Origin of the sequence: Terribacillus sp. AE2B 122 (assembly GCF_902497585.1) — a bacterium.
GTDB lineage: Bacteria > Bacillota > Bacilli > Bacillales > Amphibacillaceae > Terribacillus > Terribacillus saccharophilus_A.
The window spans coordinates 144,174-164,864 of record NZ_LR700945.1; the positions used below are offsets into that span (position 1 = coordinate 144,174).

Here is a 20,691-nt window from a genome sequence, read left to right on the forward strand (position 1 = left end):
CTTTTTTTCGTTATTTTGCTGGTAAATCTTCAATTGAATCAATGTCCATGTAGGATGGTACAACAATACCATTTTTTGCGCCTGTCAAATTTGCACCTAAATCAATGATATCATCCTTATACTGTTCAAAGAATGGCCCATGTGTTACTGGTAACCAAGGAGCTACTGATGCATCCCCTTCTCCTTGGGCAATTGATTGGAATAAAACGGCTGGATCGACAGGAGTGACAGTTACCTCAAATCCTTGCTGTTCTAATACTTGCTTTATAACTTCACCAGAAGCACGTTCTGAATCCCAAGGGGTAGCGACTAATTCAAACTCTTTTCCCTGGACCTTATCTACGCCTTCCGTCCATTCCTTAACTTTATCTTGATTTGCGTCAATCCATTTAGTTGCAGCTTCCTCAAATTCCATATCTTGAGCGTCATTCATCACAGCTTCCATGTCTTCTATTTCCCAGTTAAAACGATCAAGAACTTCATAAGCTTCCGGAAAATCTTCTTGTAAACCTGTTCGGACTATTGTATGTATGCCTTCATCTCTACCCATAGTACCTTTTGGATCTTCTAAGTATTTTAAATCGTATGAAGCAAACATCCAGTGCGGATTCCAGCCAACTATTACAATGGGCTCTTCATTATCAATGGCCTCACCTAACTCGGTTAACATTCCTGCAGTTGAGCTCTCAAAAAGTTCCCATTCATTTAAGTTCTCATAACCCTCTACCGTATCTTCAGCAAGCCCCATTGCACCAGCTCCTGGTTCAATACCTGTAATTGTATAATCTAATTCTTCGCCTAAATCTGCAGCTTCGCTGTTACTCTCAGAGCTGCCGCAGCCTGTTAAAACAAAAACAAAAGACAAGACTGATATAATACCGATTATTCTTTTTTTAATCAAAAATTCTTCCCCCTTCTCTTTATAAGCACAAGTATTATGTTAACTCATACAGAAAATACAGTAAATTCTATAAAAACTGTATAAATTGGTGTTTACTGCTGTAGGGCGGCGTCAGGTGGATTAAGCTGTATTATCCATTTAAATACACAGTTATGGTCCGTTTTAAGGTGCTATCTGAATGAAATGGCTTACAAAGAGTGAAAGGGGAGTTTCTTGGATTTTGCCCTGATTAATGATGAATCCTACCACGTGATAACTTGGTTGGCTAAGTTGAAATGTGTAATTGGATACTGATTACTGGTATTTTATCCTGCGACAAAAGTTTGGTTTTTGGAAATTTCATCTAAATTACTGGGAATGAATGGATCGCTTTTGTATAATTTTTAACGACTATAGTAATAATCCATTAAGATCATCTACAGAGGTGAGTGACCATGAAGGTTAAATTTATTGTTGCTTTATTTATGACGATTTTTGTACTAGGAGGTTGTAACATGAATAATGATAACGAATCAAAATCTTCTTCAGCAAATGAAGCTAAAGAATTTCCAGAAGTAACAGCATTTCAAGATGAGTTTACGAGAGAATTTTTGGAATCTACCGAACCAACAAGGGAAGGTTATTACCCGTTCTTATCCAAAACAGGTGCTTATAAAATGGATTTCCCTGAAGGTATGAAAATTAATGATAAAAGTTACAGTATAGATCCGGATAAAAATAGTGAGGTAGTGATATTCTCCTCTCAAAATTCAAATGGTCCCTTTATAGACCATCATGTAGAATACTACAGTTTTATAAATGATCCGCAACATGGAAGAGATCAGATAGAAGGACGAGTGGGTGTCGAAATTAATTTTGAAGAAGTGTCCACAAATTACGATCAAAAACTTGAAATAGCTGAATATGAATACGAGAATTCTTCAGGTATAGTATCGTTGATTACAAAAGATGGTGTAGAGGGACAAATTCAAACTTTCTCAAGCCTCAGATGTTCAAATGATATGGAGGGGAATGTTTGTAAAGAGCAAATTGAAGATGAAAAAGCAGAAATAAAAAATTGGTTAAAAAGCATTCAACTAATTTCTAAAGAAAGTGAGTAAAGTTATGAGCGAAGATATTATTAGCGGCTCAGAATTTAAAACAAGACTAATTGATTTAGGATACAAGGATTTATCATCCGAAGAACTCGAGTTTAATATCAGACAAATATATATGGAGGAAAATGGAGAGTTATTAAAAGCTGACATTAAAATCCTTAAATCATCTGATATAGAAAGTGATTTTGTTAAAGATTCAGGCTATGACGGAATTGCAGTTCATATCGACACGGTCGAAAAGGAAGAAGTTTATGTAATATCAGAAGGTACCCAGGACTTGCCAGATTGGCTATATAATATAAAAGCTATGTTAGCAGGCCAAACCATCAAACAGGCACAGGCCACAGACGTATTTGTTCAAGAAGCAAAAAAACATTTTAATGTCGACGACAATGTTGAAGTAAATGGGATGTCACATTCATTGGCACATAATAATAATACTATAGCTCTCTTATCTTTTAATACTTTCGATAATGTGTATAGTGTAAATGGTGCACAATTAAATTATTATCAGCTTTTTAATACAGATTTCAGGTTTAATGATGCTGTTAAAAACGAGTTCTCTTTTAATAATGACGATGAAGTTTACAATCTTTCGCCCCAAGATCTACATGACTTTGCAATGACCTATTACGAAGATAAGACTGATAGAATAGATCAAGTTATTTCAACTGACGATCCTTTATACGCCGTTAGTGTTGTGCGAGGCTTCTTTACACTTGGCAGTATTACGATGGTTGATACAAATCCGGATGTTCCTGGACTTCGGGAGCTGATTGCCGATATACCTGATAATGTTATTAAAGATTTTCAGGAGCTGGCAATTGATTTTGCGGTTGCTTCTAATGAAGGCGGGACAAATGAAGGTGTAAAAGAACTGATAGGTATAGATGTCGGGGCATTTAAAGATAAAGAGGGGATGGAACTAGCTGGCCACATCATAGCGAACTATGACACTATGGTCCGTGCTTTGAATGAGAAGCTGCCACCTCTTCTGGATAGAGTCCAAACAGTTACTGCAAATTCAGATGAAATTTTCGGCAGCTTAGAGGAAGCTGGTTATATAACGGAGAGGCAAAAAGAAGTAACCATTGATCATTTGACCAAGATAGAGAAATCATTGATTGATATTGAGAATATCCTTAAAGACAACGTTAATCTCAGAGATAAACTCAACAATCCTTTTTTAGGAGCTGGTAATGAAATTGTTACTATTCTAAGATTAGCCAGTAACTTGGTTGAGATTTATATGAGTTATATGGAAATTGAAAAGACAGGTATTCTGAAGCGATTAGAGTCCATTAAGGATAGTCATGGTCTGCAGGAGATGCTTTCATCTATGTCAGATGGATTGAAGAGTTACATAGGTGCAGACATGATCTACACATCAACATCAACCAAGGGCGAACCCATCAAAGTAAATATCTCCGCAGCACTTCGAATGTATCAGAAATCCATCCCCATCCTAGAAGCAAAATCAACCAAGATCAGTAATTTCGAAAAGGCAATAAAACATGAATTAGATGAGTCGTACAAGGACGAGAAGAGAAAAGTTCAGGATGAAATCAATCAAATGGAATCCAGTCCTAGCAGCTATCGATTCTTATTAAGTAAACATGGGTATTACCCGACTTTCAATAAAGAGATAAAATCAATCAGGGTTCATGAGATATTTTATCCGTTAGAGAATAAAGATTTTGAAGAACAGCTGGAAGAGTTGAAGAAGTCGGTAGAGTCAGGCAAGTTATATATAGAAAAGTATCGAAAGGCTATTGAGGATTTATTTGAGGAAGAAGAAAACGTATCTCAGTTATTCGACCTATCGAGGAGGATTTGAATGCCTCAATTTACATTCACTGTTACAGAACAACTGATTCCGAATCAAGATTATACCGATAAGAAAAAGCAATTGCGTGTACATGTAGATAATATGAGAGCAGATGATGACGAGTTTTATGCATTGGTAAACAATATCATTGTCGGTGAAGATCAGAAAGGAAAAATTATTGATGCAATGAAGAAAGAGACTACCGCCCGCAAGGATCGGGATGAGTCTATTTATACTGACGTGATTTCAAAGATTAATAAAGCTGTTAATTCATTTAATGAGCAAGTCGCTGATATGAAGAAGCAGAGGTTATCAGTTACTTATGAAGATAAAACTGAATAAATGAAAAGGCTTTGACTCCTTATAAGAGATCAAAGCCTTCTTTTTTACCTTTAATAGTACGAATCATTCTCACGCCAATTCTCTTCTTCCTCGTCTGTCATCACGTCGTCAGGATCTATTAATCCGGTCATTTCAAAGCTTTCTCCGTTATCATCAGAAACAAGCCTTGCTTTCACATTTCCACCGTAATAATCTCCATTGGTGCCTTGTCCCATCTGCATGACGATCTCGTCTCCATCAAACTCCGCCGATTCCATTACCGAAAAGACATCCTTGTATATGCCTGGCAAGACTACCTCGAACTTATCCCAATTCGATCCGCCGTCGGTTGTGCGATAGTATTCTGTAGGACCTGTTGAACCAAAGCTCATGAAACCAAGGTCCATAGAGACGAAGGTTCCGCTTTGCACAATCCGTTCACTTGGCGCGCTGCCGACTAGATTCCATGTCTTTCCGCCATCAGTTGTTTGGTGAACTTGATTGCCTTCGGCTGACATGGTTCTGCCGCCTGACAGAATGACAAAACCATCCTGCTCGCTCGTAAATCCGATGATTCGCAACCGGATACCTTCGATTGCACCAGGCAGTTCCGCTGTCTCCCATGTCTTGCCTTGATTAGTTGATGACAAGATGGCAGTTTGCTTAAATCCTCCAACAATAAAGGCGAGTCTGTCTTGAGATAATACATAACTTTGATCCATCAGTTCCGTTTTGGAGCCTTGATATTCCCCAGAAAAGAGCTCGTCGACTTCGACAGGAACTTCCATCCAATCCTGGCCATTATTCATAGTTATATGCAAGCCTGATTGATCAATTGTATAAGATATAACAGAGCTGGTAGATGTTGGTTTTTCTTCAGGTTTCGGAGCCTCTTCTTCCTGGCAGCCAACTAACAGAAATAAAAAGAGACAAATACCTACAATATAACGCATATTTCTACATCCTTTCTTTCATTCTATTTTATGGTAAAAGGGAGTGAGAGTACAACCGATGCTTCTTGATTTTAACAACTATCATGACAATGTTTCCCCTTGCGATGAGTATGTAATGGGGAAAAGCTTCATACTAAATTGCAGACGAAGCTCAAGGAGGATTGACGGAAATGAATCAAGAAGAACGTGGAGTAGAACATACAAAAAAACTAAGAAAATTAAAAGATCAAGTCATCGTCATAACCGGCGCAACCAGCGGTATCGGACTAGTAACAGCCAGAATGGCAGCTGCGAAAGGCGCGAAAGTAGTACTTGCTGCAAGAAACGAAGCAGCGCTGAAAGAGTTAACAGTAGAACTACGGCAAGCTGGTCATGAAGCTGTTTATGTACGAGCGGACGTTGGTATTGAAGAGGATGTGAACATGATTGCAGAAACGGCGCTAAACTCTTTTGGCCGGTTCGACACATGGGTGAACAATGCGGGTGTGGGTATTTATGGTAAGGCAATGGAGGTAAGTAATGCAGATATGAAACGACTGTTTGCCACAAATTATTGGAGTGTTGTTTATGGCTCCAAGCAAGCAGTACGTCATTTCTCGGAACGGGGAAATCCTGGGGCACTGATTAATGTTGGTAGTTCATCTGGAGATAAAGGCACTCCCTATCTATCTTCTTATGCGACTTCAAAGTTCGCTGTACGGGGATGGACAGAAAGCTTGCGAATGGAGCTTGAAAAAGAAAAAGTCCCCGTTTCGATTACACTAATCCATCCAGCAAGAGTCGATACTCCTTATAGTGAGCATGCCAGAAGCTATCTCAAGCATCATCCAGTTCATAAAGGCATGATCTATCCTCCAGAAGCAGTAGCTGAAGCTATTTGTTATGCCGCTGCGAATCCGAAAAGAGATATCTATGTTGGCTCGCAGGCAAAGGCGATGCAATTTTTAGGAGTGAATTTTCCCAGCTTCACAGATAAGGCATGGGAGCTTGTTTTTCCTCGGACGCAGTACGATAAGAACAGGCTATCAAATTTACCGGAAGAAAGTAATCTGTATCATGCTGGATACGGTATGCATGAGCGTGGTGCGAATCTCGGATGGAAACGAAAACGGAGTATATTTGTTAAAGCAGTGAAACATCCTGTTCTAACACAAGTTCTGATAGCGGGGTTAAGTGCATGGTTATTCCTAAGAAGGAATCGAGATAATTAGAAGGACATATATATTAAGATAAAGTTAATTTGGAATAAATGTAAATTTAACAATTAATCTTGTAATCCCGCAGAAATACCACTATAATTGTTCTTATTAAAAAGACAGTTGTCCTTTTAGGGTGGACTGCTACTATTTCTCCCTTAGTACAGCATAAGAAGTGAGGGGATTATCATGAGAAATGCTTTAAAACTGTGGAATCGGTTAAGCTTGGTGCAGCAGATTATTATTGGTCTTATTATCGGTATTATTTTAGGAGTAACGATTCCAGATGCTGCGCAGCCTGTCACAATTCTAGGTACGTTGTTCGTTGGTGCTTTAAAAGCCATTGCACCGGTGCTTGTGTTGTTCTTGGTTATGGCAGCAATCGCGCAGCACAAAAAAGGACAGCAGACAAATATGAAGTCGATCATCGTTCTTTATCTTGTCGGCACTCTTGCAGCTGCAGTCGTGGCTGTAGTAGCAAGCTACATTTTCCCGATCAGCTTATCACTTGCAGATCGTCCTGAAGATGTAGCGGCAGCTCCTGGTGGCATTGCCGAAGTACTGCAGACATTATTGCTGAATATCGTGGACAATCCGGTCAATGCAATCGTGAACGCAAACTATATCGGTATCCTAGCCTGGGCTATTCTGTTCGGATTGGCATTGCGGAATACATCAGATACAACGAAGTCTGTCATTTCCAACTTCTCGGATGCCATTTCGAAAGTAGTTACTTGGGTGATCAAGCTTGCGCCACTTGGAATCTTGGGTCTTGTTTTCACATCCATTTCGGAAAATGGTCTATCGTCCTTAGCAAGTTACGGTCAATTATTGGCCCTGCTGCTTGGCTGCATGTTTTTCGTGGCACTCGTTGTCAATCCGCTTATTGTCTACGTGTTGATCAGACAGAACCCATATCCACTTGTATTTGCTTGTTTGAAGGAGAGTGGTGTAACAGCATTCTTTACTCGCAGTTCAGCAGCAAATATACCAGTTAATATGAAGCTGAGCGAAAAGCTTGGCTTGAACAAAGATAGCTACTCTGTTTCCATCCCGCTCGGTGCAACAATCAATATGGCTGGTGCAGCAGTTACCATATCTGTTTTGACTCTTGCAGCTGTTCATACGATGAATATTGAAGTCGACATCGTGTCTGCTATCCTTTTAAGTGTTTTAGCAGCTATCAGCGCATGCGGTGCTTCTGGCGTGGCAGGGGGATCATTACTTTTAATCCCGCTCGCAAGCAGCCTGTTCGGTATCCCGGCTGACGTTGCGATGCAAGTAGTAGGTGTAGGCTTCATCATTGGTGTCGTGCAAGACTCCGCTGAAACAGCACTTAATTCCTCTACAGATGTCTTGTTCACTGCTGCTGCTGAGTTCAAGGAAAGAAGAAAAGCAGGAGAGAAGATTAAGATCAACGTTAATAATAAAACTGCTTGAAACTAAAACTGCATCTTTGATAAGATGCAGTTTTTTTCATGTGGAGAAAAGATGCAAGATGGTTCTTTTGTTATAATTAGTTAAATTATGTAAGTATACTAGAATAGTGGAGACGAGACATGGTTCATATAAGAAAAGTAAAGAAGTCTGAAGAAGCACTGCTTCATAACCTTATGCAATTTTATATTTACGAATTTAGTAAATACATCCCGGAAATTAAACTTGAAAGCAACTTTAAGTATAAGCCCTTTGACCTGAGTCAGAACTGGGAAGACGAAACACATTTTGCTTACTTTTTCTGTCTGAAAACTGAAGTGATCGGATTTGCACTCATAGAAAGTAATAAGAAGATAAATACGGTGCTAGAGTTCTTCGTCCTAGCTAGTTATCAAGGGAAGGGATTTGGAAAAGCAGCTGCTAGAAATATTTTTAAAGCATTCGACGGATACTGGAATGTCTCTCAAATTGAAAAGAATCAACCAGCTTTAGCTTTTTGGCGGAAAACGATTTCCGATATTACGAATGGAGACATGGAGGAAGTCTATGAAAATAGGACGTATGTTCAGAAGTTCCATACTAGTTCTATCGTGTGACGACTTCTGGGGATAGATGTAATATACAATCTTTTTATCGGCATTGAAGGTGTAAGTTTAGCTTTGTAGGAAAATCAGAACCGCATGTCAAATATCTTTGAAGGAGTAATAATGTGGTTAAGCATAAAGATAGTTATACTAATTGATTGAGAGAAGAAGCATGCGAAATTGCACATGCTTCTTCTTTTATTTAAATATCTGTTAGATGAAAATGCTCCACAACATATTGCTTGAACTTCTCCGCAATAGGCGATAAAAACTTCCCTTCCATACTAGCGATGCCGATTGTCCGTTCACACTTTGGTGAGCTTATACGAACCTTAGCGATTTTCGTTCGATCCAAGCTTTTAACGTCAGGAAGGATGGAAATGCCCATCCCAGCTCCGACGAAACCGGCAATCGTCGTTACCTCTTCACCCTCAAACATAATCTTAGGAACAAGGCCCACTTGCTCGAAGATACTATCAATTGTTACGCGCAATGCATAGCCTTCCTCCATAAGGATAAAAGGTTCATCGGCGATTTCTTGTAATGTGATCGATTCTCGATTGGCTAGGGGATGGTCTTTTGGGAAGAACAAGAAGAGCTCCTCTTGCCATAATGGAGTCCAGGCAATTTTGGAATCCTCAGGGAAGGATGCGAGCAGACATAGATCCAGGTCGCCAGATTGTAAGTTTTCCAACAGCCAATTGGAATGGTTCTGTTTTAAATGAAATCTAACATGCGGATATTCTTCTTTAAATGCACCGATTATATTAGGAACTATTGTTGTGCCGAGTGTGTGCAGAAATCCAAGTGAAATTTCTCCCTTATCCGGGTCAAGCAAAGATTGGATTTCGTCTTTTCCTTCCTGGAATTCCTTTAAGATGAGGTCAACTCGCTTTAATAGAAGTTCTCCATACTTATTCAATTTAATTGTTCTGCCTTGACGGTCAAAAAGCGGCGTGCCAATTTGACTTTCCAGTCGAGCAATCGAGCGGGAAAGAGCTGGCTGGGTAATGGACAGGATCTGCGCAGCTCTTGTAACGTGCTGTTCACGTGCGAGTGTCTGGAAATATTCGAGTTGTTCCCATTCCATGCTGTTTAGCCTCCATTTATTATGTATTACATAGAGTAATTAAAAACATATTTATTATGCATTATACATTATACATAGCGAGTGTTACGATTTTATAGGAGAAATAAAGATACAGGAAATCTGAGGAGGATTACCATGGATTATAGGATCGAAAAAGATACTCTTGGGGAAGTAAAAGTACCAGCGGATAAATTCTGGGGTGCACAAACACAGCGAAGCAAAGAGAATTTTAAAATAGGATCGGAAAGAATGCCGGAGCGTGTCGTGAAGGCTTTCGCTATATTGAAGCGCAGTACGGCTATTGCCAACCAGCGTCTGGGAAATCTGGCTAAAGAAAAAGCAGACGCTATCGTAACAGTCTGTGATGATATTCTTACTGGTAAGTATGATGATAATTTCCCGCTTGTTGTATGGCAGACAGGAAGCGGTACACAAAGTAATATGAACATGAATGAAGTGGTTGCAAACCTTGCTACTGCTTTGCTGAAGGAAAAAGGTTCAGAAGCAGTAGTACATCCGAATGATGATGTTAACCGCAGCCAAAGCTCAAATGATACATTCCCGACGGCTATGCATGTTGCAGGCGTGCTGGCTGTTTATGAACAGTTGCTTCCTGCGGTAGAACAGCTGCGTGACACGCTAAATAAAAAAGCGGAAACATTCCATAACCTCGTGAAAATCGGACGTACACATCTTCAGGATGCTACGCCTTTGACGCTAGGACAAGAGATCAGCGGCTGGGTGCATATGCTGGATCGATCAAAGGAAATGATTGCAGAATCTACTGAGAAACTGCGTGCCTTGGCAATCGGAGGAACAGCTGTTGGAACTGGCATCAATGCACATCCACAGTTCGGTGATACTGTAGCTGAAGAGATTAGCAAATTTACAGAGCAAGAATTCAATAGCGCATCAAATAAATTCCATGCATTGACTAGTCATGATGAAATGACATATGCCCATGGTGCATTGAAAGCACTAGCTGCTGACTTGATGAAGATTGCCAATGATGTACGCTGGCTGGCGAGCGGACCTCGCTGTGGCATCGGCGAAATCATTATTCCTGCTAACGAGCCAGGCAGTTCTATCATGCCCGGGAAAGTAAATCCAACGCAGTGTGAAGCATTGACCATGGTTGCAGCCCAAGTGATGGGGAATGACGCAACAATCGGATTTGCAGCAAGTCAGGGTAACTTTGAACTGAACGTATTCAAACCAGTTATTATCTATAACTTCCTACAGTCTGTTCAGCTATTAAGCGACAGCATGGTATCTTTCCATGACAACTGTGCAGTAGGCATTGAGCCGAACGAGCAAACCATCCAGGATAACCTAACGAATTCTTTGATGTTGGTAACTGCTTTGAACCCGCACATCGGATACGAAAATGCGGCGAAAATAGCTAAACTGGCACATAAAGAAGGACTAACACTGAAAGAAGCTGCAGTGAAACTCGATCTGCTGACAGAAGAGCAGTTTGATGAGATGGTGAAGCCGGAGGATATGGTGAAACCGAATATCTAATATGCAAAGAAGCAACCAAGCAGCTAACGCACTTGGTTGCTTTTTAATTTTTAATAGACTTATGGCATCTCGCTTATTCGGAGCATGTGCGTGAGACCTTTCCAAGCAACATAGCTATGGTTGTCTCCGAAGCGTTGAATGTGCGACTTTATATTCTCCCATTCTCCTCGAAGCATAGGATGTATTTCCGTTGTATCCGCTATGATGTATAGAGTATCTAAGAAATCAATTGTTTCATTTAGAAGAAAGGGATCTTTAACCGTGAGGAGTACAGAAATGACATCTGGTATAGCAGAAAAAGCCTCAAATGATGATAAGTTCGTTGTTAACTCCTCATAGCAATCACTAAAATACCATTCATTCTTCTCTAGCTTTGTCTCCCAATTTGCAAATATCTTAATCAATTCATTTCGCATCCTACAAAGAATACCCCGTCGACTGGAAAAAGAACTGTGACTGCTCGTAATTATACGATATTCGCGAGAAGTCAAACGGAAGACCATTGTTCAAATAGAAGATTGTTTCTACGAATAGTTTTGGATCACCTACAAGAAGTCCAAGATGCGATGCTTCATCTTCATTCAGCTTCTGGATGTGCACGTACATATCGGAGAAGCCGATTTTGGCACCTAAGGCATTGCTAATGTAATCGAAGATGGATCCGGTGGCGATTTCGTTATTCAGATAGGTGACAATATCCTTGTTGTAATAGGACTCTTCAAGACAAAGTATTTGTCCGTTGATATAACGTATCCGTTTAACGTAATGGACGTCATCTTCCGAATCGATTTTCAGGTTGAAGGCGACTTCTGCTGATGGTTTCCGGATATCGAGCTCCAGCACTTTTGCTGTAATGTCGAATCCGCTCAGCTCGTCACTGAAGCCTTGGTTCGAGAAGCTGATGTAGCCTTTTCGGTTGCGGCGCCGTACGAAGATGCCGCTGCCGCGCACTTGGTAGACAAGCCCTTTTCGTTCGAGCAGGCTGAGTGCTTTGATGACAGTGCTTTTGCTTGTTTTATATTGGGACATCAAAGTTTCCAGCACAGGCAGCTTGGTACCCTGCGGGAGGTCTTTCTTTTCGATATCGTGTTGGATCTCATTGGCGATTTGCTGATATTTAAGCATAGCTACATTCCTTATTTGTTTGGATAGAGCGATTTTAGCACATTAAATCTTTAACGAAAACCCTACTCTTTTAAAATGCTCTATTAATTTTATTAGTTTATACTTGATAAATTATACCGGTATAATTATAATGTAAGCGTATACTAAAAGAAAAAGAGGTGTCCCAAGTGGCTGAAAAAGTAAGGGATTATCCAAAACTTGCTGGGGATATACTGGAGGCTGTCGGTGGGGAAGAGAATATTGTAAACGCTACCCGCTGTGCGACACGGTTGCGTTTAGTGCTGAAACGTTCGAAGCCTTCTGCTAAACAAGAGGTAAATAGTTTGCCAGGTGTCATTACAGTAGTAGAAAACGGTGGTCAGTTCCAAGTCGTTATCGGTCAGCATGTCGGCGAGGTATATGATGAATTTGCCAAACTCGTAAATGTTGATACTGCTGAAGCAGGTAACGAGAACAAAGGCTCAATCCTTAACCGAATTATTGCAACAATGTCAGCTGTATTCGCACCATTCATCTATGTGCTTGCGGCGGCCGGTATTCTGCAAGGTGCACTTATTCTAATCAACTTGGTTTTCCCAAACTTCGAAACAACTAGTACGTACCAAGTATTTAGCTTTATTTCGTGGGCTCCATTTACGTTCCTGCCTATTTTCATTGCTATTACGGCGTCTAAGCATTTCAAGACAAATACGTATATAGCTGTTGCTGCTTGTGCAGCGCTTGTCAGTCCTGATTGGGCTACGATGGCTGCAAGCATTGCGGACGGAAATAGCATGAACTTCCTTGGGTTGCCTTTGACAGAAACGACTTATACATCATCTGTCTTGCCGCCACTGTTCCTAGTTTGGATCCTTTCTTACTTGGAGCGCTTCTTGAACAAGCACATGAACGAAGTAATCCGTCCATTGTTCGTGCCATTGATTTCTATCATAGTCATGGTTCCGCTGACACTTGTAGCAATAGGTCCATTGACTTCTCTTGGAGCAAATGGAATTGCGAACGGATACAATTTCTTAGCTGAATACGCACCATGGCTTGCAGGAGCGATCATTGGCTCCCTATGGCAGGTTATCGTTATCTTCGGTGTTCACTGGGGTATTACGCCGATGGTACTGGCTAACTTCGAGCAATATGGTCGTGATTCTTTCCAGGCTTATCAAACGATTGCGGTAATCGCACAGGTTGGAGCGGTTGTCGGTGTTATTTTAAAAGCGAAAAGTAAAGAAGTTAAAAAAGTCGGTGTTTCCGCAGGTATTACCGGTATATTCGGTATAACAGAACCAGTAATCTATGGTGTGACACTGCGATTCAAGAAACCATTTATTATTGGTTGTATATCTGGTGCAATTGGTGCAATTGTAGCAAGTTTCTTCAATCCATATTATTTCGCTTATGCTGGACTTCCAGGACCATTAACTATTGTGAATGGTATCAATGGAGACTACCCTACAAGTTTCATAGGTATTGTTATCGGCGCCGCTATCGCTATTGTGCTGCCAATCATCTTGATTCAGATTTTTGGTTTCGGTGAAGATACTGCAGCACAAGCTGACAGCAGTGTGGCAGTAGATCAGAAAGATAGCAACGCAGAAGCGTCTGCAGCAGAAAACAATGAAGAAGTAGTTCACGCACCGCTAAGCGGTAAATTGCTGGCGTTGGAAGAAGTGCCAGATGAAGTGTTCAGTTCAGGAGCAATGGGGAAAGGGCTGGCAATTGAGCCAAGTGAAAATAAAGTTTATGCGCCATTTGACGGAACCATTGTCATGCTCGCACCGACAAAGCATGCAATCGGATTACGCTCCAAGTCTGGTGCAGAAGTATTGATCCACGTAGGTCTTGATACAGTTAAGCTTAATGGCTCACCGTTCACACTGCATGTGAAAGAAGGAGACCGCGTGAAGCAAGGGGATGTATTGAGCGAGTTTGACAGCGAAGCGATTGAAGCTGCAGGTGTGCAAACGATTACGCCTATCATTCTTACCAATCCAGCTAATTATAAAGAAATCATCATTGACGAAACAGAGACAACGACGCAAGGCAATGACTTGCTGACGGTTGTGAAATAGGAGGAGATAGAGATGAATACATTACCGAAGGACTTCTTATGGGGCGGCGCTCTTGCCGCCCACCAATTCGAGGGTGGCTGGAACCAGGATGGCAAAGGCCCAAGTGTTATTGATGTATTAACTTCTGGTGCACATGGTGTGCCGCGGGAACTTACAGAAACGGTGGAACCGGATAAGTTTTATCCAAACCATGAAGCTATCGATTTCTACAATCGCTACAAAGAGGATGTTGCCTTATTCGCAGAGATGGGTCTTAAGTGCTTGCGTACATCCATTGGATGGACACGCATCTTCCCGAAAGGCGATGAAGCGGAGCCAAACGAAGCGGGCTTGAAGTTCTACGACGATCTTTTTGATGAACTATTAAAGCATGGCATTGAACCAGTCATTACACTATCCCATTTCGAAATGCCATTACATTTGGCGCGTGAGTTCGGCGGATTCCGCAGCAGAGAGGTTGCCCACCACTTTGTCCGGTTCGCAGAAGTCTGCTTCGACCGTTATAAAGACAAGGTTAAGTACTGGATGACATTCAACGAAATCAATAACAAAATGGATACCGATAATCCATTATTCCTTTGGACGAACTCTGGTGTCACAGTGAAAGAGGGCGAAAATGCCCGTGAAGTGATGTACCAGGCTGGTCACCACGAGCTAATTGCAAGTGCACTAGCTGTCAGCAAAGGAAAGGAAATCAACCCTGAATTCCAAATTGGCGCCATGGTATCACACGTGCCGATTTATCCGTATTCCTCCAATCCAAACGATGTGATGCTGGCAGAAGAGCTGATGCGTGAGCGTTACTTCTTCCCGGATGTACATGTTCGCGGCTACTACCCAAGCTATGTGCTAAAAGAATTCGAACGAGAAGGTTATAACATCGTATTTGAAGATGGCGATGAAGAGATTCTTCGCAATGGTACGGTTGATTACCTTGGATTCAGTTATTACATGAGTACGACTATCAAAAGTGATAAAGAGACGGAACAAGACAGAAATATGACAAATGGCGGGTTGGCACAAAGTGTAGAGAACCCATATATCAAAGCAAGTGACTGGGGATGGTCCATTGACCCAACTGGTTTACGTTACACATTGAACCGTTTCTACGACCGTTATCAGATTCCATTGTTTATCGTCGAGAATGGCTTCGGCGCAATTGATAACGTGGAAGAAGACGGATCCATCCACGATCCACAGCGGATTGATTACTTGCGCTCCCATATCGAGGAGCTAATAAAAGCAGTTAAATACGATGGCGTTGACCTGTTAGGCTATACGCCGTGGGGAATTATTGACATCGTATCCTTCACAACTGGTGAAATGAAGAAGCGCTATGGCATGATTCACGTGGATCGTGATAATGAAGGAAACGGCAGCATGAAACGGTCGAAGAAGGATTCGTTTGAGTGGTATAAGCAAGTGATTGTTTCGAATGGGGAAGAGCTGTAAAAAAATAGACCTCTGGGATGGTGTCTCCACCTCCAGAGGTCTATTTTTTGTTAGTAACTTTTGTAGTGCTATTTATTTATGTCTTGATTTACTTTTTTCTTTCTTCCAATCCTCATTCATGGCCTTCCAGAGCGACCAAACCATAAACAGGAGTATAAAGGCGAAAGGAAATGCAGAAACAATGGACGCAGTCTGTAACGCGTTAAGTCCGCCAGTTGCCAGCAGTACAGAAGCAATTGCTGCTTGGATAATCCCCCAAGTTAATTTAATTTTATTGGATGGATTGAGGCTTCCACCTGATGTTTGCATACCAAGCACAAACGTTGCAGAGTCAGCAGAAGTAATAAAGAATGTGCCGATTAAGAACAACGCAACGACTGATAGTAACGTAGACATCGGCAATCCTTCGAACACACCAAATAACGATTGTTCTTGCGCAAGGTCAGTAAGTCCTGTATTGATTCCGTGAATTTCTTGGAACAGACCAGTACCGCCAAAGACAACAAACCAGAATGCACAGAAGATAGCTGGGATAAATAAAACGCCTATTACAAATTCACGAATGGTTCTACCTTTAGAGACACGTGCAATGAATGTTCCTACGAAAGGTGACCATGCAATAAACCAAGCCCAATAGAAAATGGTCCAGCTCTGAACCCAACTATTAATATCACTATCAAATGATCCTGTCTGAAAACTAAGTGCAGGCAGGGACTCCGCATACGATCCCATAGTAGATATAAACGTGTTAAGGATAAATTGTGTTGGGCCTAGGAATAAAGTTAGTAAAAGCAGTAATACTGCCAACACAATATTAGCGTTGCTCAGCCATTTTATTCCTTTACCTATGCCTGACCAAGCAGATGCCAGGAACAGAATGGTAACAATGATAATAATAACAAACTGCGTACTGAAATTATTTTTTATATCAGTAATGAATGCCAATCCGCCGGCGATTTGGGAAGCTCCTAATCCAAGGGAAGTAGCAACACCAAAGATAGTGGCGAACACAGCTATAATATCGATTAGTTTTCCAATCCATCCATTTGTTCTGTCACCAATCAAGGGCTGGAATGTGGAACTTATGAGTCCCGGAGCACCTCTGCGGAATTTGAAGTAAGCAATGGCTAAACCAATGACGGTGTACACGCCCCATGTCTGTAACCCCCAGTGGAATACAGAATAGCGAAGTGCATTCTTAGCCGCTTCGATACTTTTCGGATCAGCTTCGGGTGGTGCTGCAAAGTGCGCAAGCGGCTCTGCAGTTCCCCAGAACACAAGTCCTATACCCATACCAGCACTGAACAACATAGCAAACCATGTAATACGTTTAAATTCTGGTTTTTCTCCTTCTTTTCCTAAACGCATAGACCCAAAACGACTAAAAATCAGGTAGATGGAAAAGATCAGAAAGATAGCAACTGAAAGAATATAAAACCAACCAAATTTTGAGGTCAAAAAGGATTGTGCCTCAGTAGTTATATAATCCATATTCTCTGGTGCTATTACGCCCCAAAGAACAAAAATAGCGCAAAGGATTAAAGATATCCAAAAAACATTGCCTACTTTATTCATAATTCTATTCCCCTTTCAAAAATTCTTATAATCTCATCAATAGCTGTTTTTATAAGGAGTGAATTTATCTTAGTGATTCTAAATTCTACTCTTTCTAAGACAGCGGCCAGGATCATAAGAATTCTAACAACTTATCCGAACTGTATAGAACGACCTTTCTATTTTTAACATAAGTTTAATATTCAATCAACCGATAAAGCTTCTTCAGCGCCGTAAAAACCCCTTGATAATATAATTTTAACGAAATATTAAATAAGCAATAAAGCCCTCCGTTATCACTCATTATCTTGTTAATTTAAATCGTAAGGTACAAGACGGGAAAAGATTTTACAGGAGGCAGTAGAAAATTGTTTGACTTGTAATTACTGTAGGTTGTAATTTGTAATTTAGGTCTATCTAATTTAAAGGAGCCGTTAAGCATATGAGTCGATCTACAAAAAAAGATATGTTACTGCAAGTAGCGGAACGATTGTTTTATGAGCATGGATTTCGCGGTGTAGGTCTTAAGCAAATCATCCGGGAGGCAAATGTTGCTACAATGACGCTTTATAACCATTTTCCTTCCAAAAATAAATTAGTTGAAGAAGTACTGAAGCGACGAGAAGAACGCTATTGGTCTTATCTGGATTCTTATATAGAGAAAGGTTCGAGTTCTCCTTTCATTCTAGCTGTAGAAGCGCACTGTCGCTGGTTAAAGGAACATTCCTATAAAGGGGATATGTTTTTGAGGGCAATAGAAGATTATACAGGGATAGACGATGAAATTGAAAACATCGCTAGAGAACATAAAATAAGATTGCTGCACTATTTTCAACAGCTCGCACAAGAAAATTGGGATAATAATCCACTTGATTTAGCCAATCAGCTGACGCTGCTTCTTGAAGGAACCACTTCTATGACCACCTTGATTGGTGCGGATAAAGCAGCGGACTACTCCATTGCGATGGCAAAAGTACTTTTTCAGCACACGTCATGATTTTTATTTTTATTAGAGCCTGATATATACATCTGATTTATTACGTTAAGTGAGATAGAAGGTATAATTCAGTTTTTCATCAAGTCATCTTTCACCTTTAATGTTTACACACAAACAGTACGCTGATTTGCGTGGTCAATATCGAGAAAATGAATAATATATCTGAACTGAAGAAGCAGAGTAGTGGGAAGACTAACCTAGTGAATAGAACATAATGAAACACCCTTCAAGTACTGCAGAGTGATAACTGGAGGGTATTTTTTATGGAGAAAAACAGCTATCCAAAGCCGTTATTGACTGTTGCAAAGATAACTTAATCGGTCAGTATATCCGGATTACAGATCAGGAAGAGATTGGGTAATAATATCCAGTAAATGTATTTCTAAGCAACTAGAGTGTTGCATGTTATCCCAATCTTGTAACGAAGGCCATACAACTTTTGTACCCAATCACTAGTCAAAATGTAAGCGCTTTAATATAAAATGAAATCAGGAGGTGAATCCAATGATGCTAGACAAGCGGCCATCCATCTTGCTTGAGCAGCTTATCCGTTCACAGCACATTACATTGCAACAGCTCATGGATCTCACTCAATTATCCAAAAGGCAGCTGACTTATGACTTGGAGAAGCTGAATGACTGGCTTACAGCAGAGCAGTTGCCGCAGATCCTATATAAAGGGACGCAGCTCATTCGTGTACCTCAGGAGGTGGTGCAGTGTTACCAAAAGAAGCAGCTGATTCAAAATGGTCAGCAGCTTGTATTAGGCGAAGAAGATCGTCTGCTTTTTCTTTACCTGTATTTGTTCATAAGGGAGGAGCCTGTATCATCTTACCATTTAACACATGTGCTCCAAGTTAGCAAAAATACAGTAGTTGCCGATATCAAACGTGCCAATAAGCGGATTAATCCATTCTTAGTAGAAATTCGTTATACAAGACAGAATGGCTATCATCTTAGGGGATCCGAAGCGGATAAAAGAATTTTGGTTCAAAATCATCTGGCGAAGATGCTCCAAAATCCCACTTTTCCGACAATAGTGAAACATCTCACAGCACATTTAAAAAATGTGACAGCAAAAGATGTGCAAGATTTATTGCAGACGATGGAAAAGGATTTCGGACTTCAGTTTGTTGAGGAAAGGCTGGATCATTTCACTTATTTTTTAGTGCTGTATGCCTGCCGACTTCGTGAAGGAAAAACAGTCCGTTTCCATGAAGACGAAATTCTCAATATGAAACAGGATGCAATGTGGGGTGTGACACTCTCTGTTTTTGAAAAGCTTCAACTACCACTTGATGAAAATGAAGTATGTTATTTCAGCATCCACTTGCTTGCTCTATCACTAGGTCAAATACAGCAGGAAAGCAATACGCGAGATCTGCTGTATAGATTGTGCGAACAATTGGTCTTGGATTTCGAGAACAAGGCTGCTGTCGTTTTCGAACGAAGGGCTAATGTCGTACGCACCCTCTATCAGCATATGAGGCCAGCTTACTATCGAATGAAATATCGGATTCCGATACACAACCCGCTTTTACAACAGATTAAAAATGAACATCAAGAATTATATCTGATTGTACAAGAGCTGTTACAACCGGTTGGAGACCTGCTCAATATAGTTATTCCGGAAGAAGAGATAGGATTTATTACGATTCATTTCGGCGCGTTATTAGAAAAGCCGACACAGCAAATGCCAAGGAAGAAAAGAGCTCTAGTCGTCTGTCCGAGCGGTATAAGTTCATCCTTGATGGTGAAATACATGCTCGAATCATTATTTTCAGAGATTGTGGTCGAGGATACATGCTCACTCCGACAATACGAACAGAAGACTGCAATGGATTATGATGTTATCTTCTCAACAATTGATTTGCAGTCCAGTATCCCGTGTTTTCACGTTAAACCGATCATGTCGCCTACTGAAAAAAGTGCTTTAGTCAATGGCGTATATGAAACATTATTCGGGATTCAATATGATGGCGTATCAGTAAGAGAGCTTCTTCAGGAAATCAGCCGATACGCCAGCATCCATGATGAGAAACAATTAGAAAACATGCTGCGGACATTCCAGTTCCATCGCAAAACAGAACGAAGAAAGGAGAATCAACCAGTGTTACAAGACTTGTTACATGAAGATACTGTTCAACTAGCTGAAAGTTTACCAAGCTGGCAAGATGCCATTGCCTGCGTTGCCAAGCCTCTGCTGCAAAATGAGTCTATCTCGCCAACTTATGTAGAGGCAATGATAGAAAATATAGAAAAACTAGGGCCTTATGTAGTGATAGGACCGGATGTTGCCATCCCGCATGCCAGACCGGAATCCGGTGTGCATGCAGTAGGAATGAGCTTTCTTAGATTAAAGGAGCCTGTCTATTTTTCCACAAATCATACCAAAGGAGTTAGATTATTATTTTGTATTGCGGCAATCGATAACAAAACCCATTTAAGAGCACTGTCGCAGCTGACCAAACTGCTCAGCGATAAAGAAAATGTTGCAACACTGATTGAATCTGACAGTAAGGAAGAAATACTTGCACTATTTAAAAGTTATTCAACTATAGCTTAAA

Annotated in this window: 17 protein-coding genes; 11 read left to right on the top strand and 6 right to left on the bottom strand. The window is 40.7% G+C overall.

Annotated features, from left to right (window positions below):
• Window positions 1-10 precede the first annotated feature (10 nt).
• Entirely contained in the window at window positions 11-901 is an 891-nt protein-coding gene (locus AE2B122_RS11600) for a glycine betaine ABC transporter substrate-binding protein (RefSeq protein WP_175074178.1), read from the bottom strand.
• A gap of 494 nt (window positions 902-1,395) precedes the next feature.
• On the opposite strand from AE2B122_RS11600, the gene AE2B122_RS11605 reads away from it, so the two are divergent.
• From AE2B122_RS11605 to AE2B122_RS11615, 3 genes are read left to right on the top strand one after another with little or no spacing between them, the layout of a single operon-like run.
• Window positions 1,396-2,001, top strand: a complete 606-nt coding sequence (locus tag AE2B122_RS11605; protein WP_175074179.1) for a hypothetical protein — start codon at window positions 1,396-1,398, stop codon at window positions 1,999-2,001.
• A 4-nt stretch (window positions 2,002-2,005) separates the two neighbouring features.
• On the top strand, window positions 2,006-3,835 hold the full coding sequence (locus AE2B122_RS11610; protein ID WP_175074180.1) for a DUF6792 domain-containing protein: 1,830 nt from the start codon (window positions 2,006-2,008) through the stop codon (window positions 3,833-3,835).
• On the top strand, window positions 3,836-4,168 hold the full coding sequence (locus AE2B122_RS11615) for a hypothetical protein (protein ID WP_175074181.1): 333 nt from the start codon (window positions 3,836-3,838) through the stop codon (window positions 4,166-4,168).
• A 50-nt stretch (window positions 4,169-4,218) separates the two neighbouring features.
• Here the strand turns inward: AE2B122_RS11615 and AE2B122_RS11620 are convergent, their stop codons facing one another.
• Window positions 4,219-5,100: a hypothetical protein gene (locus AE2B122_RS11620; protein WP_175074182.1), complete on the bottom strand. Its 882-nt coding sequence runs from the start codon at window positions 5,098-5,100 to the stop codon at window positions 4,219-4,221.
• Between the two features lie 170 nt (window positions 5,101-5,270).
• On the opposite strand from AE2B122_RS11620, the gene AE2B122_RS11625 reads away from it, so the two are divergent.
• The 3 genes from AE2B122_RS11625 (at window position 5,271) to AE2B122_RS11635 (ending at window position 8,329) form a co-directional block, all read left to right on the top strand.
• Window positions 5,271-6,311: an SDR family oxidoreductase gene (locus AE2B122_RS11625; RefSeq protein WP_175074183.1), complete on the top strand. Its 1,041-nt coding sequence runs from the start codon at window positions 5,271-5,273 to the stop codon at window positions 6,309-6,311.
• Between the two features lie 174 nt (window positions 6,312-6,485).
• Window positions 6,486-7,736, top strand: coding sequence for a serine/threonine transporter SstT (gene sstT, locus AE2B122_RS11630; RefSeq protein WP_095218792.1), 1,251 nt, complete (start codon window positions 6,486-6,488; stop codon window positions 7,734-7,736).
• Window positions 7,737-7,855: 119 nt separating this feature from the next.
• Complete coding sequence (locus AE2B122_RS11635) at window positions 7,856-8,329, top strand: GNAT family N-acetyltransferase (RefSeq protein WP_175074184.1); 474 nt, start codon at window positions 7,856-7,858, stop codon at window positions 8,327-8,329.
• A 190-nt stretch (window positions 8,330-8,519) separates the two neighbouring features.
• Here the strand turns inward: AE2B122_RS11635 and AE2B122_RS11640 are convergent, their stop codons facing one another.
• Window positions 8,520-9,407: a LysR family transcriptional regulator gene (locus tag AE2B122_RS11640; protein WP_175074185.1), complete on the bottom strand. Its 888-nt coding sequence runs from the start codon at window positions 9,405-9,407 to the stop codon at window positions 8,520-8,522.
• A gap of 135 nt (window positions 9,408-9,542) precedes the next feature.
• Between AE2B122_RS11640 and fumC the strand changes: the two genes are divergently transcribed.
• Window positions 9,543-10,931, top strand: a complete 1,389-nt coding sequence (gene fumC / locus AE2B122_RS11645) for a class II fumarate hydratase (RefSeq protein ID WP_175074186.1) — start codon at window positions 9,543-9,545, stop codon at window positions 10,929-10,931.
• A 59-nt stretch (window positions 10,932-10,990) separates the two neighbouring features.
• Here the strand turns inward: fumC and AE2B122_RS11650 are convergent, their stop codons facing one another.
• Window positions 10,991-11,335 carry an ABC transporter gene (locus AE2B122_RS11650; RefSeq protein WP_095271060.1) on the bottom strand — a complete coding sequence of 115 codons (345 nt, stop codon included), beginning with the start codon at window positions 11,333-11,335 and terminating at the stop codon, window positions 10,991-10,993.
• Window positions 11,336-11,348: 13 nt separating this feature from the next.
• The gene (locus AE2B122_RS11655) at window positions 11,349-12,056 is read right to left on the bottom strand and encodes a GntR family transcriptional regulator (protein ID WP_175074187.1); all 708 of its coding nucleotides are present in this window, start codon (window positions 12,054-12,056) and stop codon (window positions 11,349-11,351) included.
• 167 nt (window positions 12,057-12,223) lie between these two features.
• Here AE2B122_RS11655 and AE2B122_RS11660 point away from each other — a divergent pair, with 167 nt between their 5' ends.
• Window positions 12,224-14,122, top strand: coding sequence for a beta-glucoside-specific PTS transporter subunit IIABC (locus AE2B122_RS11660; protein WP_175074188.1), 1,899 nt, complete (start codon window positions 12,224-12,226; stop codon window positions 14,120-14,122).
• 12 nt (window positions 14,123-14,134) lie between these two features.
• On the top strand, window positions 14,135-15,574 hold the full coding sequence (gene bglA, locus AE2B122_RS11665; RefSeq protein WP_175074189.1) for a 6-phospho-beta-glucosidase BglA: 1,440 nt from the start codon (window positions 14,135-14,137) through the stop codon (window positions 15,572-15,574).
• A 72-nt stretch (window positions 15,575-15,646) separates the two neighbouring features.
• Here bglA and AE2B122_RS11670 read toward each other — a convergent pair whose 3' ends face one another.
• Window positions 15,647-17,149, bottom strand: a complete 1,503-nt coding sequence (locus AE2B122_RS11670) for a BCCT family transporter (protein WP_175074190.1) — start codon at window positions 17,147-17,149, stop codon at window positions 15,647-15,649.
• Between the two features lie 421 nt (window positions 17,150-17,570).
• Between AE2B122_RS11670 and AE2B122_RS11675 the strand changes: the two genes are divergently transcribed.
• Window positions 17,571-18,125, top strand: coding sequence for a TetR/AcrR family transcriptional regulator (locus tag AE2B122_RS11675; RefSeq protein WP_095218783.1), 555 nt, complete (start codon window positions 17,571-17,573; stop codon window positions 18,123-18,125).
• Window positions 18,126-18,629: 504 nt separating this feature from the next.
• Entirely contained in the window at window positions 18,630-20,690 is a 2,061-nt protein-coding gene (locus AE2B122_RS11680; RefSeq protein ID WP_175074191.1) for a BglG family transcription antiterminator, read from the top strand.
• Window position 20,691 lies beyond the last annotated feature (1 nt).

What these genes read in the sequence shown, in the direction of transcription:
- AE2B122_RS11670 (WP_175074190.1), bottom strand. Translation starts at nt 17,149, where the DNA reads ATGAATAAAGTAGGCAATGTTTTTTGGATATCTTTAATCCTTTGCGCT.
- AE2B122_RS11625 (WP_175074183.1), top strand. Translation starts at nt 5,271, where the DNA reads ATGAATCAAGAAGAACGTGGAGTAGAACATACAAAAAAACTAAGAAAA.
- AE2B122_RS11605 (WP_175074179.1), top strand. Translation starts at nt 1,396, where the DNA reads ATGAATAATGATAACGAATCAAAATCTTCTTCAGCAAATGAAGCTAAA.
- fumC (WP_175074186.1), top strand. Translation starts at nt 9,543, where the DNA reads ATGGATTATAGGATCGAAAAAGATACTCTTGGGGAAGTAAAAGTACCA.
- AE2B122_RS11675 (WP_095218783.1), top strand. Translation starts at nt 17,571, where the DNA reads ATGAGTCGATCTACAAAAAAAGATATGTTACTGCAAGTAGCGGAACGA.
- AE2B122_RS11615 (WP_175074181.1), top strand. Translation starts at nt 3,836, where the DNA reads ATGCCTCAATTTACATTCACTGTTACAGAACAACTGATTCCGAATCAA.
- AE2B122_RS11620 (WP_175074182.1), bottom strand. Translation starts at nt 5,100, where the DNA reads ATGCGTTATATTGTAGGTATTTGTCTCTTTTTATTTCTGTTAGTTGGC.
- AE2B122_RS11655 (WP_175074187.1), bottom strand. Translation starts at nt 12,056, where the DNA reads ATGCTTAAATATCAGCAAATCGCCAATGAGATCCAACACGATATCGAA.
- AE2B122_RS11680 (WP_175074191.1), top strand. Translation starts at nt 18,630, where the DNA reads ATGATGCTAGACAAGCGGCCATCCATCTTGCTTGAGCAGCTTATCCGT.
- bglA (WP_175074189.1), top strand. Translation starts at nt 14,135, where the DNA reads ATGAATACATTACCGAAGGACTTCTTATGGGGCGGCGCTCTTGCCGCC.
- AE2B122_RS11610 (WP_175074180.1), top strand. Translation starts at nt 2,006, where the DNA reads ATGAGCGAAGATATTATTAGCGGCTCAGAATTTAAAACAAGACTAATT.
- AE2B122_RS11635 (WP_175074184.1), top strand. Translation starts at nt 7,856, where the DNA reads ATGGTTCATATAAGAAAAGTAAAGAAGTCTGAAGAAGCACTGCTTCAT.
- sstT (WP_095218792.1), top strand. Translation starts at nt 6,486, where the DNA reads ATGAGAAATGCTTTAAAACTGTGGAATCGGTTAAGCTTGGTGCAGCAG.
- AE2B122_RS11640 (WP_175074185.1), bottom strand. Translation starts at nt 9,407, where the DNA reads ATGGAATGGGAACAACTCGAATATTTCCAGACACTCGCACGTGAACAG.